This is a genomic window from Pelomonas sp. V22 (assembly GCF_030014915.1).
Taxonomy (GTDB): domain Bacteria; phylum Pseudomonadota; class Gammaproteobacteria; order Burkholderiales; family Burkholderiaceae_C; genus JAUASW01.
On record NZ_JAGIXS010000005.1, the window covers coordinates 256,318 to 269,788 of the forward strand.

11 protein-coding genes are annotated in these 13,471 nt (G+C 66.9%); 7 read left to right on the forward strand and 4 right to left on the reverse strand.

Annotation, left to right across the window (positions count from 1 at the left end; all coding sequences use genetic code 11):
- Positions 1-70 precede the first annotated feature (70 nt).
- Together J7U46_RS17215 and J7U46_RS17220 are read left to right on the forward strand one after the other, a co-directional pair.
- Positions 71-1,546: a M20 family metallopeptidase gene (locus tag J7U46_RS17215; protein ID WP_282828020.1), complete on the forward strand. Its 1,476-nt coding sequence runs from the start codon at positions 71-73 to the stop codon at positions 1,544-1,546.
- A 106-nt stretch (positions 1,547-1,652) separates the two neighbouring features.
- Complete coding sequence (locus tag J7U46_RS17220) at positions 1,653-2,624, forward strand: LysR family transcriptional regulator (RefSeq protein WP_282828022.1); 972 nt, start codon at positions 1,653-1,655, stop codon at positions 2,622-2,624.
- Here J7U46_RS17220 and J7U46_RS17225 read toward each other — a convergent pair.
- A complete protein-coding gene (locus J7U46_RS17225; protein ID WP_282828024.1) occupies positions 2,611-3,654 on the reverse strand; it encodes a phosphotransferase in 1,044 nt (347 codons plus the stop codon). The two genes, J7U46_RS17220 and J7U46_RS17225, sit on opposite strands and share 14 nt — an antisense overlap.
- 134 nt (positions 3,655-3,788) lie before the next feature.
- Here J7U46_RS17225 and lptD point away from each other — a divergent pair, with 134 nt between their 5' ends.
- From lptD to rsmA, 3 genes are read left to right on the forward strand one after another with little or no spacing between them, the layout of a single operon-like run.
- Positions 3,789-6,188, forward strand: coding sequence for an LPS assembly protein LptD (lptD, locus tag J7U46_RS17230; protein WP_282828026.1), 2,400 nt, complete (start codon positions 3,789-3,791; stop codon positions 6,186-6,188).
- Positions 6,181-7,503 carry a peptidylprolyl isomerase gene (locus J7U46_RS17235; RefSeq protein ID WP_282828027.1) on the forward strand — a complete coding sequence of 441 codons (1,323 nt, stop codon included), beginning with the start codon at positions 6,181-6,183 and terminating at the stop codon, positions 7,501-7,503. The genes lptD and J7U46_RS17235 overlap by 8 nt, the downstream gene beginning before the upstream one ends.
- Positions 7,504-7,507: 4 nt before the next feature.
- Positions 7,508-8,263 (forward strand): 16S rRNA (adenine(1518)-N(6)/adenine(1519)-N(6))-dimethyltransferase RsmA, encoded by a 756-nt coding sequence (gene rsmA / locus J7U46_RS17240; protein WP_282828029.1) that lies wholly within the window; start codon positions 7,508-7,510, stop codon positions 8,261-8,263.
- A 256-nt stretch (positions 8,264-8,519) separates the two neighbouring features.
- Here rsmA and J7U46_RS17245 read toward each other — a convergent pair whose 3' ends face one another.
- The 3 genes from J7U46_RS17245 to J7U46_RS17255 form a co-directional block, all read right to left on the reverse strand.
- Positions 8,520-8,915 (reverse strand): barstar family protein, encoded by a 396-nt coding sequence (locus J7U46_RS17245; protein ID WP_282828031.1) that lies wholly within the window; start codon positions 8,913-8,915, stop codon positions 8,520-8,522.
- A 52-nt stretch (positions 8,916-8,967) separates the two neighbouring features.
- Positions 8,968-9,261, reverse strand: coding sequence for a ribonuclease domain-containing protein (locus J7U46_RS17250; RefSeq protein WP_282828211.1), 294 nt, complete (start codon positions 9,259-9,261; stop codon positions 8,968-8,970).
- Positions 9,262-9,585: 324 nt separating this feature from the next.
- On the reverse strand, positions 9,586-11,880 hold the full coding sequence (locus J7U46_RS17255; protein WP_282828033.1) for an NADP-dependent malic enzyme: 2,295 nt from the start codon (positions 11,878-11,880) through the stop codon (positions 9,586-9,588).
- Between the two features lie 86 nt (positions 11,881-11,966).
- Between J7U46_RS17255 and thiL the strand changes: the two genes are divergently transcribed.
- Positions 11,967-12,947, forward strand: a complete 981-nt coding sequence (gene thiL, locus J7U46_RS17260; RefSeq protein WP_282828035.1) for a thiamine-phosphate kinase — start codon at positions 11,967-11,969, stop codon at positions 12,945-12,947.
- Positions 12,940-13,470, forward strand: a complete 531-nt coding sequence (locus J7U46_RS17265) for a phosphatidylglycerophosphatase A (RefSeq protein ID WP_282828037.1) — start codon at positions 12,940-12,942, stop codon at positions 13,468-13,470. Before thiL ends, J7U46_RS17265 begins: the two co-directional genes overlap by 8 nt.
- The last annotated feature ends 1 nt before the right edge of the window (position 13,471 follow it).

The following is a 13,471-nucleotide window of genomic DNA, read 5'->3' on the forward strand; positions in this document are numbered from 1 at the left end:
TTCGGGCGGATTTAAACTCGGGGCCTTGCGCTTACCAGGCGCCACAAGCGCCACCCGCCGGAGACCCGAGATGAATGCACGCGATCCGCAGCTGCCCCTGCAAGCCGATGAAGCCAGCGCCCTGGGCGAGTTTGCCGCCCGTGTCTGGGATGAGGAAATCGTCCCCGCCCTGACTCAGTACATCGCCATCCCGGCCAAGAGCCCGATGTTCGATGCCGACTGGGCCGCGAACGGCCATATCGAGAAGGTGCTGCGCGATGCAGCGACCTGGGTAGAGAGCAAGAAGGTGGCCGGCCTCAAGCTGGAGGTCATCCGCATTCCCGGCCGCACGCCGGTGATCTTCTTCGAGGTGCCCGCCACCAAGGCCGGCAGCGACGACACCATCGTGCTCTACGGCCACCTGGACAAGCAGCCGGAGTTCAACGGCTGGCGCGCCGACCTCGGCCCCTGGACGCCCAAGTACGAGGACGGCAAGCTCTACGGCCGCGGCGGCGCCGACGACGGCTACGCGGTCTACGCCTCGCTCACCGCCATCATGGCCCTGGACAAGCAGGGCATCCCGCGCCCGCGCTGCGTGGGCATCATCGAGACCTGCGAGGAAAGCGGCTCTTACGACCTGCCGGCTTATATTGAGCTGCTGAAGGAGCGCCTCGGCAATGTGTCCCTGGTCGTCTGCCTGGATTCCGGCGCCGGCGACTACGAGCAGCTGTGGATGACCACCTCGCTGCGCGGCATGGTCTCGGGTGTCTTGAAGGTCGAGGTGCTGACCGAGGGCATCCACTCCGGTGATGCCTCGGGCGTCGTGCCCTCGAGCTTCCGCATCCTGCGCCAGGTGCTGGACCGCCTGGAAGACTCCAAGACCGGCCGCCTGCTGCCCGAGAGCTTCCACTGTGAGATCCCGGCCGAGCGCATCGAGCAGGCCAAGGCCACGGCCGCCATCCTGAAGGAAGAGGTCTACAAGCGCATGCCCTGGGCCTGTGGTGCCGACGGCGGCCCGGTGCTGCCGATGACGGCCGAGCCGGTCGAGGTGCTCTTGAACCGCACCTGGCGCCCGACGCTGTCGGTCACCGGCGTGGACGGTTTCCCAGAGCTGAAGAATGCGGGCAATGTGCTGCGCCCGCACACGGCCTTCAAGCTCTCGCTGCGCCTGCCGCCAGTGATCGACGGCAACAGCGCTGCGCTGGAACTGAAGAAGCTGCTGGAAGACAACGCGCCCTACAACGCCAACGTCACCTTCACGCCCGACGGCCGCGCCGGCGCCCTGGGCGCCACGGGCTGGAATACGCCCGACCTGTCGCCCTGGCTGTCCGAGGCGATCAACACGGCCAGCCAGACCCACTTTGGCAAGCCGGTGGGCTACATCGGCCAGGGCGGCACCATCCCCTTGATGAGCATGCTTCAAAAGGGCTTCCCCAAGGCGCAGATGATGGTCTGCGGCGTGCTGGGCCCCAAGAGCAATGCCCATGGCCCGAACGAGTTCCTGCACGTGCCTTATGGCAAGCGCTTGACGGCAGCGGTCGCTCAAGTGATGGCTGCGCATCCGTGACCCACCCCCTACGCGCTGCGCGCGCCCCCTCAAGGGGGCAACCCCGTCTGCCCGGCAAAGCCGGATCAGCGGGGTTCGCTCGGGAAGGCACGATGAAACCGAAGGTATGGACCAATTAAGAGCGCTGCGGGTCTTCGTTCGCGTCATTGACGAGGGCAGCTTCGCTGGCGCGGCGCGTGCCCTGGATCTGGCGCCGGCCGTCGTCACGCGCTTGGTGGCCGAGTTGGAAGACCACCTCGGCTCTCGCCTCCTGAACCGCACCACGCGGCGCCTGGCGCTGACCGACATCGGCGAGAGCTACCTGGAGCGTGCCCGCCGCATCCTGGCCGAGCTCGATGAAGCCGAAGCCCTGGTCAGCTCCGCCACGGCCGAGCCGCGCGGCCATCTGCGTGTGCTCTTGCCGCCGGCCGTGGCCGTGCACCAACTGGCCAAGCATCTTTCGCGTTTTCACGAGCGCTATCCGCTGGTGACACTGGAGCTGCATTCGCCGGGGCCGGTGGACACGGTGGACGAGGCCTACGACATCACCATTGTCACGAGCAAGCATCCGCTGGAGGGTGATTTCGTGGCCCGCCGGCTGGCGCGCTCCGAGGTCATCATGTGTGCCTCGCCGGAGTACCTGGACAAGCGCGGCCGGCCCCAGCATCCGCACGACCTGGCCCGCCATGACGCCCTGCTGCCACCGATGTCGGACATGCAGCGTGGCATTTCGCTGACCCGCGTCAGCGATGGCGAGGTGGTCAACCTGGCACCGCACAAGCCGCTGCTGAGCGCCAGCCATGTCGACACCAACTACTCGGGCGCCCTTCATGGTCTTGGCATCGCCGGTTTGCCTTCATTCCTGGCCGAGGACGCGCTGATGGAACAGGCTTTGGAGCGTGTGCTGCCGGAGTGGCAGCTCTACCACTTCACCATCTGGGCCGCGCTGCCGACACGCAAGTACATGCCGGCGCGCACCCGCGCCTTCCTCGACTTCCTGCTGGAGATCTTCGGCGGCGAGGACCGCGACCCCTGGCTGGCAGCGGCCGGCTGCGAAACCTCGATGGGTGGCGGGTCGCAGCGATTCAGCGCAGATTGAAGCCGGTCTGGGTCAGGCCGCCCTGCAGGTCTTCCAGCAGATGGGTCAGCGGTGACAGCTCGATGTAGCGGGTGCTGACCTTGATCGCATAGGCGAAGAAGCGCGGCAGGTCGGCAATGTAGGCGGGCTTGCCGTCCCGGTAGTTCAGGCGGCAGTACAGGCCCAGGATCTTGAGGTGGCGCTGCAGGCCGGTCAGTTCCAGCGCACGCCAGTACTCGCCGAAGTCCTCGCCCACCGGCAGGCCGGCCTTGCGCGCCTGTTCCCAGTAGCGGATCGCCCAGTCCAGCTCGCGCTCTTCGTCCCAGGAGATGAAGGCGTCGCGCAGCAGGGCCGCCATGTCGTAGGCGATGGGGCCACAGACGGCGTCCTGGAAGTCCAGCACGCCAGGCACGCCGTCCAGGCTGGTCATCAGGTTGCGCGGCATGTAGTCGCGGTGCATGGCCAGCTGTGGCTGCTGCTGGATGTTGCTCACCAGCACCTTGCAGCAATGCTCCCACCAGCCCTGCTGCTTGGCGTCCCAGGTCTTGCCGTAGTGATGCTGCACGCACCAGTCCACAAAAATCTGCAGCTCGCGGCGCACGAAGCTCTCGTCGAAGGCAGGCAGGCGCGTGGCGTCGCCCCGCTGCTGCCACTGGATCAGGGCCTGGATGGCGGCGCGCATCAACCGGTCGGCCTCGGCGGGTGTGGCGGCTAGCAGGGCCTGCAGATAGGTCTGCGTGCCCAGGTCGCCGAGCAGCAGGAAGCCGCGCTCGGCATTCTCGGCCAAGACGGCTGGCACGCGCAGGCCGCAGTCCGCCATGTGGCGGGCGATGGCGACGAAGGGCCGCACGTCGTTGCAGTCGGGCGGCGCGTCCATCACGATCACCGAGCCACCGCCTTGTTGCTGCATGCGCAGGTAGCGGCGCGTGCTGGCGTCGACGCTGGCCAGGGCCAGGCTTTCGGGCAGCAGGCGCTGCGGCGCGATCAGCGGCTGCAGCCAGGCGTGGAATTGGGCTTCGCGGGCCGCAGTGGGCCAAAGAGAGGAGCTCATCGGGGCAGGGGAAGACAGGCGGCGGCGGGAGGGCTCGACAGGGCGCCTGCCGGCGCGAGCCCCTCATGGATAATGAATTCTACAAACGCCGCCTCATCCCTCCCGTCCGCCCCCACTCGATCCTCCAGCCTGCCGTGCCGCGCCCCCTGTTTTCCTGTCCTGCAGCGCGGCTGCTGCCCCTGGTGCTCCTGCTCGCCGCGAGCGGCCTGGCCACGGCGCAGGAGGCTGAGCCTGTCCTGCGCCGCAGCAAGGTGCTGACCATGCCGGGCAGCAGCACCGTGCGCCCCGCCGTCGTGATGGGCGCCAAAAGCCTGCAAAGCCTGCTGGACCAGCAGTCGATCGCCGAGGGCGAGGCCGAGCTGCGCTACGGCGAGCTGCTGCTCAAGGCCGACAAGCTCAGCTACTTCCAGCCCAAGGACGAGGCGCGCGCCCAGGGCCGTGTCGAGGTGGGTGTCGGCGGCAATGTGTTCAGGGGCAGCGAGCTGCGCCTGTTTGTGCAGCGCTTCGAGGGCGAGTTCCTCGACCCCAGCTATTTCTTTTCGCTGACCGGTGGCGGCGGCAAGGCCGAGCGCCTGCGCTTCCTCGGTCAGCAGCGCGTGCTCGCCGATGGCGGCACCTACAGCTCCTGCCCGGCCGAGGAGGACGGCAAGGAGCCGGCCTGGCAGCTGACGACCAAGCAGCTGCGCATGGACTTCGAGGCCAACGAGGGGGTGGCCAGCGGCGCCGTGCTGCGCTTCTATGGCGTGCCCATCCTGGCGGCACCGACGATCAGCTTCGCGCTCGGCTCGGCGCGCAAGTCGGGTTGGCTGCCTCCCAACATCGGCCTGGACAACCGCAGTGGCCTCGAAATCGGCCTGCCGTACTACTGGAATATCGCGCCCCAGCACGACGCGACGCTGACGCCCTTCATCATGACGCGCCGGGGCGCCGGTGTGGACAGCGAGTTCCGCTATCTGGAACCGCAGCACAACGGCGAGGTCAAGCTGGCCTGGCTGCCTAACGACCGTGTGGCCAACCGTGGCCGCTGGGCCGTGGACCTGGCCCAGCAGGGCGATGTAGGCCGCGACTGGCGCTACCAGATCCGCTCGGAGCGGGTCTCGGACGACGAGTACTGGAAAGACCTGCCCAAGCGCCTGCAAAGCCAGACGCCCCGTTTGCTGGCCACCGACCTGCGCTTTGGCCGCGTGGTGCAGCGCGAATGGGGCGAGGCCCAGGCCTATGCCCGCGTGCAGACCTGGCAGGCCTTGCAAGGTGCCGACCCCCTGACCCGCTACGAGACGCCGTACCAGCGCTCGCCGCAGGTGGGCCTGCGCCTTGCCACCGAGGCCGACGATGCGGTGATGGCCGGCTTCCGTCCCTGGGGCCGCCAGGCCCGCCTCGAAGGCGCGCTGGAGCTGGAATACAACCGCTTCGACCTGCCGCGCGACGCCCTGGCCAGCCAGCGCGCCGACCTGCCGACCGGTCAGCGCGCCCATGTGCTGGGCCATGTCAGCCTGCCCTTTGGCGGCGCGGGCTGGTGGCTGATTCCCAAGCTGTCGCTCAATGCAGCGGCCTACTCGCTGGACCGTGCGCAGACGGACGGCCGCCGCAGCATGTCGCGCAGCGTGCCCTCCTTGAGCGTGGACAACGGCTGGGTGTTCGAGCGCCAGACCGAGCTGTTCGGCCGTGGCACCTTGCAGACGCTGGAGCCGCGCCTGCTCTACGTGAGCACGCCTTACCGCGACCAGGCCAGCCTGCCGAACTTCGACGCGGCGCCCAAGGACTTCAACTTCGACTCGATCTACACCGACAACCAGTTCTCGGGCGTGGACCGGGTGTCGGACAACCATCAGCTGACCTTTGGTGCGATCAGCCGCTGGGTCAATGCCTCGCAGGGCGGCGAGCTGCTGCGCCTCGGCCTGGTGCAGCGCTACCTGTTCCGCGACCAGCGCATCACGCCCGACGGCCAGCCGCAGACGCAGCGCCTCTCGGACCTGCTGCTGCTCGGTTCGGCCCACCTGAACTCGCAGTGGTGGATGGACGCGGCCGTGCAGTACAACCCGGACAGCAACCAGGCCGTGCGTACCGTGACCTCGGCGCGCTACTCGCCGGGCCCGTTCCGCACCGTCAGCCTGGCCTACCGCCTGGCGCGCGGCCAGAGCGAGCAGGTCGAGCTGGGCTGGCAATGGCCGCTGTTCGGCGCCAAGCCCGACGAGAGCTCGCGGCGCAGCAGTGCGTCCTCCTCCTCTTCGGGCAGCAGTTGCGGCGGGGCCTGGTACAGCGCCGGCCGTGTGCAGTACAGCCTGAAGGACAAGCGTTTCACCGATTCGGTGCTGGGGGTCGAGTACGACGCCGGCTGCTGGATCCTGCGCGTGGGTGCCGAGCGCCTGTCCACCGGCCGCGCCGAAACCAACACGCGATTGCTGCTGCAACTGGAGCTGGTGGGCCTGTCCCGCCTCGGCTCCAACGCCCTCAAGGTCCTGAGAGACAATATCCCTGGTTACCGTCCCCTGAGCTCTGACCGCTCGGCCAGCCCCGATGCTTCCTATGACTGATCGCTCCTTCCGTTTCCTGGTCTCGGCTGCGGCTGTTTGTGCCGCCCTGAACGTCCTGCCCGCCCAGGCCCAAGGCAGCACGAGCACGGTGCGGCCAGGCGACCAGATCGCCGCCGTCGTCAACTCGGATGTGGTGGCCGCCAGTGAGGTGCTGGCCCGCATCGCCCAGCTGCGCGATGAAGCCCGTCGGCGCGGCGATGTGATGGAGCCTGACGAGATGCGCAAGATTGCGCTGGAGGCGCTGATCGTCGACCGTGTGCTGGTCACCAACGCCCGCGAAGCCGGTGCCAAGGTGGACGAGCCCGAGTTGGACCGTGTGGTGGCCAATATTGCCGCCCAGAACAAGCTGACGCTGGAGCAACTGCGCGAGCGGCTCAAGGCCGACGGCATGGACTACAAGCGCTTCCGCGAGAACCTGCGCGACCAGATGCTGATGGAGCGGGTGCGCGATGCCGAGGTGCAAAAGCGCATCAAGGTCAACGACATCGAGATCGACAAATACCTGGATGAGCAGCACGCCAAGGCCAACAAGAATCCGCAGCTGAACATTGCCCAGGTCCTGGTCAGCGTACCGGAAGGCGCGTCCGACACGGTGGTGGCAGAGCGCAAGGCACGGGCCGAAGCGGCGCTGGCCCGCATCCAGGGCGGTGAGGACTTCGCCAAGGTGGCACGCGAGCTCTCTGAAGACAGCTTCCGCGACAAGGGCGGCGAGATCGGCCTGCGTTTTGCCGAGCGCCTGCCCGACCTGCTGGTCGAGGGCGTGAAGGGCCTCAAGAGCGGCGAGCTGCGCAGCAGCGTGCTGCGCTCGCCCTCGGGCTTTCACGTGCTCAAGCTGATCGAGCGCCAGGCGCCGCTGGCCGCCAACCAGGTCACCCAGACCCGTTCGCGCCATGTGCTGTTGCAGCCCTCGGCCCAGCTGAGCGCCGAAGTGGCTGCTCAGCGCCTGGTCGAATTCAAGCGTCAGATCGAGAGCGGCCAGGCCAAGTTTGAGGACATTGCCAAGGCCAATTCCGTGGACGGCAGCGCCTCGCAGGGCGGCGACCTGGGCTGGGTGTCGCCCGGCAACTTCGTGCCCGAGTTCGAGGAAGTGATGAACACACTGCCGCTGATGGGCATCTCGGGCCCGGTGACCTCGCGTTATGGCGTGCACCTGATCCAGGTGATGGAGCGCCGCGTGATCGAGGTGGAAGCCAAGCAACTGCGCGACCAGGCCCGTTCGGCCCTGCGCGAGCAGAAGTTCGACGAGGCCTACCAGGAATGGGTCAAGGACCTGCGCGCCAAGGCTTTCGTCGAGATGCGCGAGTGGAATTTGTAAGCTGATGGCCCACATCGCCCGCAAGCGCTTCGGCCAGCATTTTCTGACCGACCGCTTCATCATCGACGCCATCGTCGATGCCATCGACCCGCAGGCGGGCGAGATCCTGGTCGAGATCGGCCCCGGCCTCGGTGCGATGACTTTGCCGCTGCTGGCGCGCATCCAGCCGCTCACCGTGGTCGAGCTGGACCGTGACCTGGCTGCCAAGCTGCGCAAGCGCGAGGGGCTGGAGGTGATCGAGTCTGACGTGCTGAAGGTCGATTTCGGCGCGCTGGCCGAGGCCAAGGGCCAGAAGCTGCGCGTGGTCGGCAACCTGCCCTACAACATCTCGACGCCCATCCTGTTCCATCTGCTCGGCTTCGTCGACAGCGTGGTCGACCAGCACTTCATGCTGCAGAAGGAGGTGGTGGACCGCATGGCCGCCAGCCCGGGCAGCAAGGATTACGGCCGGCTGTCGGTGATGCTGCAGTGGCGCTACCGGGTCGAGTCCATCCTGGACGTGCCGCCCGAGTCTTTCGATCCGCCGCCACGGGTGGATTCGGCCATCGTGCGCATGCAGCCCTATGCCGAACCGCCGGCGCTCAACCCGGCCCTGCTCGGTGAAATGGTGGCGGCCGCCTTCTCGCAGCGCCGCAAGCTGCTGCGCCATTCGCTGGGCGTCTGGCTGGCTGCGCGCGGCTTCACGGGGCACTTCGACCTGCAGCGCCGGGCCGAGGAAGTGCCGGTGGATGAATTCGTCGCGCTGGCCCAGTCGCTGTGAACAGCTGACGCTGCCTGAATCGATCGGCAGGCGAAAAAAGAGGCCCCATGGGGCCTCTTTTTGTTGGCGGGTGAATCAGTCGGCGATCAAGCCGCGCTAAGCCACATGGCGGTGTCGAACGCGCTGCTCATCATCGGCATGTTCATGCCGAAATTGGCATTGGCAGCCGCCTTGGCATTCTTTGCGGCGGGCTTTGCAACCGGTGCGGGGGTCTCTTCGGCAGCCCGCTCCCAAGAAGTATTTTCTTGTGAGCGGGCTACTGAAAAGAATAGAAGCACCTGAACTGGATCTTGCGATCGGCCCAGTAATCGGCCGCCTCGCGGAACACATCGAGCAACTGCTCGCGCGCCTCGCGGTCGAAGCGGATGTTGTCGGGCAACTGCTCCAGCACCACCACGAAGCCTGGCTGGCTGCCGGACTTGTGGACCAGGTCGGTCATGCAGTCGTACAGAGCGTCCAGGTTCTTGCCGAAATGGGCCGGGAACAGAAACGATTGGGCGATGCCTTCGAGCACGTCCTGCTTGGACTGGGCCTCATTCAAGTTGGCATACAGGAAATGCTGGCCGGCATCCTGGGCTGCCTGCATCAAGTCCTCTACGCGGTAGGCCCGTATGGCCTGCACGATATTTGGACGGACGGTCTGCAAAAGCATGGTCACGTTCCTCCTATATAGTCATCAACTCTGGGCCGCCGGTCCGCTGGCTTCAGGGCGTCGTCACGCGCCGGAAGCTCGCATAGTGGTCGTCGGTGTAATAGCAAGCATCAGGTCGGGTTGGTGGCGTGCCGCCGCAAATCAGCCGCCTTGCACCCCGGTTGCGTGCGCCCGGCGTCTTGACGGTGTATTCGCGGTAATAGCCCCGGGCCTTGGACGGCAGGCGCTTCTCGCGGTTGCCAAACACGCTGCCGTCCTTGTCGTAGGGGAAAGGCCCCCCGGCGAGGATCATGCTGTGCGTGGATTGGGCCTGCGATGGCAATGCCGACAAGGACACCGTTGCCATGTCGGACGCCGATTCCTTGGCCTGCACCTCGGCGCCTAGGGTCAAACTCGTCGCGAAGACGGCTGCCAGACCAAGACGGCGCCAAGATGGCCACATCGGTGACCGATCAAACAAAGACACGGGTTTACCCTGTTCCTGAAAGGCGACATGGTACCGAAACGGCCTGAAAAGCTCAAGCCGCAGCCCTCCGCCTGGACCGGAATCCAGGCAGAGTTAGTGTGCGCACACAGCTGCGAAACGTCCGGCCAAATATGGGAATTCAGCCGGCGTTGGGGGCGGGTGAGCTCTTACAAACTTTTGTAAACAGCCGGGTCTTGTGGGCGCTCAGCGCGCCGCATTGGCGTCCGCCACGGTCAGTGCCGTCATGTTCACGATGCGTCGGACGGTGGCCGAAGGCGTCAAGACATGCACAGGTTTGGCCGCACCCAGCAGCACCGGACCGATGGCGATGCCGCCGCCGGCCGTGGTCTTGAGCAGGTTGTAGGAGATGTTGGCGGCGTCGATATTGGGCAGGACCAGCAGGTTGGCCTCGCCGGTCAGCGTGGAGCGTGGCATCAGCTGCTGGCGGTAGGCGGCATCGAGCGCGGTGTCGCCGTGCATCTCGCCATCGACCTCGAGCCAGGGTGCGGTCTGCTGCAGCAGCGCGAGGGTGTCGCGCATCTTCACGGCCGAGGGGTTGTTGCTGGAGCCGAAATTGCTGTGCGAGAGCAGCGCCGCCTTCGGCCGGATGCCGAAGCGCATCAGCTCCTCGGCCGCCATTTGCGTGATCTCGGCCAGTTGCTCGGCCGTCGGGTCGTAGTTCACATGCGTGTCGACCAGGAAGACCTGGCGGCCCGGCAGGATCAGGCCGTTCATGCAGGCGTAGTTCTTGACGCCCGGGCGCTTGCCGATGACCTGGTCGATGTACTGCAGGTGCATGGCCGTGTTGGACCAGGTGCCGCACAGCATGCCGTCGACCTCGCCCTTGTGCAGCATCATGCAGCCGATCAGGGTCAGGCGACGCCGCATCTCGATCTTGGCGAGCTGCTGGGTCACGCCCTTGCGCTCGGTCATCTGCAGATAGGTCTGCCAGTAGTCGCGGTAGCGGTGGTCCTGCTCGACATTGACGATGTCGTAGTCGCGGTCCTGCTTGAGGCGCAGGCCGAAGCGCTCGCAGCGCTCGGCGATCACCTCGGGGCGGCCGATCAGCGTCGGGCGGGCCAGGCATTCATCCACCACCACCTGCACGGCACGCAGCACGCGCTCTTCCTCGCCCTCGGCATAGGCCACGCGCTTGTTCTGCGCGCGCTTGGCGACGTTGAAGATCGGCTTCATCGTCGTGCCCGAGGCATAGACGAAGCTCTGCAGCTTCTCGCGGTAGGCTTCCATGTCCTTGATGGGGCGCAGGGCCACGCCGGAGTCCATGGCCGCCTGGGCCACGGCCGGCGCGATCTTCATCATCAATCGCGGGTCGAAGGGCTTGGGGATCAGGTACTCGGGGCCGAACGAGAGATTGGCGCCGGCATAGGCAGCCGCCACCACTTCGCTCTGCTCGGCCTGGGCCAGCTCGGCAATCGCGCGCACGGCGGCGATTTCCATCTCGTCATTGATGGTCGTGGCGCCCGAATCCAGCGCGCCCCGGAAGATGTAGGGGAAGCACAGGACGTTGTTGACCTGGTTCGGATAGTCGGTGCGGCCGGTGGCCATGATGGCATCCGTGCGCACCGCATGCACGGCTTCCGGCAGGATCTCCGGCGTCGGGTTGGCCAGCGCAAAGATCATCGGCCGCGCCGCCATCGTCGCCACCATGTCGGCCTTCAGCACACCGCCGGCCGACAGGCCGAGGAACACGTCCGCACCCTGGATCACGTCGCGCAGGCTGCGCTGCTCGGTCTTCTGGCAGAACTGGGCCTTGTCCGGGTCCATCAGCTCGGTGCGGCCTTCGTAGACCACGCCGGCGAGGTCGGTCACCCAGATGTTCTCGCGCGGCAGGCCCAGCTTCACCAGCAGGCTGAGGCAGGCGAGGGCTGCCGCGCCAGCGCCCGAGGTCACGAGCTTGACCTGCTTGATGTCCTTGCCCAGCACCTTGAGGCCGTTCAGGAAGGCTGCGCCGACCACGATGGCCGTGCCATGCTGGTCGTCGTGGAACACGGGGATCTTCATGCGCTCGCGCAGCTTGCGCTCGACGTAGAAGCAGTCCGGTGCCTTGATGTCCTCGAGGTTGATGCCGCCGAAGGTGGGCTCCAGTGCGGCGATCACGTCCACGAGCTTGTCGAGGTCGCGCTCCTGGATCTCCAGGTCGAACACATCGATGCCGGCGAACTTCTTGAACAGCACGCCCTTGCCTTCCATCACCGGCTTGGAGGCGAGGGGGCCGATGTCTCCGAGGCCCAGCACGGCCGTGCCGTTGGTGACCACGGCGACGAGGTTGCCCCGCGAGGTGTAGCGGAAGGCATTGGCCGGGTCGGCCACGATCTCTTCACAGGCGGCGGCCACGCCGGGCGAGTAGGCCAGGGCCAGGTCGCGCTGGTTCACGAGCTGCTTGGTCGCCGCGATGGCGATCTTCCCCGGGGTCGGGAACTCGTGATATTCGAGAGCTGCCTTGCGCAGTTCTGCGCTCTTTTCTTCGGACGTGGACATGGGCTCGTGGGCGTGAGGGCCGTGGAGAAGCGGGGCACTGATTGTAGGAGTGCAGCTGACACGGGACGGACTGCGAGAATGCGGCCATGTCTCTTGGCGAATTCGACCTGATACGGCGCTTCTTCCAGCGCGAGCATCCACAAGCCGGTGTCGAAGTCGGCATTGGCGACGATTGCGCAGTGCTCCGTCCGACGCCGGGCCAGCAGCTCTTGATCTCGTCCGACATGCTGGTCGAGGGCCGCCATTTCCTCTCCACCGTCGCGCCCGAGCGCCTCGGCCACAAGGCGCTGGCGGTGAACCTCAGCGATCTCGCGGCCTGCGGCGCCACGCCCCGTGGATTCACCCTTGCCCTGGCCCTGCCGCGAGCCGATGCCGCTTGGCTGGAGCGCTTCGCGGCCGGCCTGTTCGCGCTGGCCGATGCGCATGGCATCCAGCTGGTCGGTGGCGACACCACGGCCGGCCCCTTGAATATCTGCATCACCGTGTTCGGCGAGGCCGCGCCGGGCCAGGCCTTGTTGCGCAGCGGCGCGCGGGTTGGCGACGATTTGTATGTCAGTGGCGAAGTGGGTGATGCGCGATTGGCATTGGAAGTGTTTCGTGGCGACCTCAGTCTGGCCGGCGATGCCTTCGAGACCGTACGCCGCGCGATGGAATTGCCACGGCCTCGCGTGGCCCTGGGTCAGGCCTTGCGTGGCATCGCCACGAGCGCGATCGACATCTCCGACGGCCTGATCGGCGACCTCGGCCATGTGCTGACACGCTCAGGCGTCGGTGCCCGGCTTGAGGTCGATGCACTGCCGCGCAGCCGCATCCTGGCCGCACAGCCGCTGGCCGTTCAGCGCCTGTGCACGCTCAGCGGTGGCGATGATTACGAGTTGCTCTTCACCGCACCCGCCGCCGCCCGCGCTGCCGTCGAAGCTGCGGCGGCCAGCGCCGGCACCCGCGTGACCCGCATCGGCCGCATCGAGGCGGAGGCGGAGGCGGGCCTGCGACTCATCGACGAGCAAGGCAGCACCGTCCCGCCCACCTTCGACGCCTTCGACCACTTCAAGACCCGCCATGGCTGATCAAGCCCCGCGCCGCGCCACTGCCGGCTTCATGCTGCGCCACCCGGCGCATTGGATCGCCCTCGGCTTCGGCAGCGGGCTCTCGCCCAAGGCGCCGGGCACGGCCGGCACGCTGTGGGCCTGGCTGGCCTTCATCGTGATCAACCCCTGGCTGAGCGACATCGGCTGGGCCGCACTGATAGGTGGTGGCACGCTCGTCGGCTGGTGGGCATGCACCGTCACCGCCCGCAACCTGGCAATACCTGACCCCGGTGCCATCGTCTGGGACGAGGTGCTGGCCTTCTGGCTGGTGCTGTGGCTGGTGATGCCCGTGGGCCTCGTCGGCCAGGCCGTGGCCTTCGGCCTGTTCCGCTTTTTCGACGCGGCCAAGCCGGGCCCGGTGCGCTGGGCCGATGGGCTCTTCAAGGGCAGCCCGGGTGCGCCGGTGGGCTGGGCGCAGGGCTTCGGCATTTTGTTTGACGATTTCGTCGCAGCCGGATGTACGCTTGCCGTGATCGCGCTGTGGCGCGCCGTCTTGGGATGAA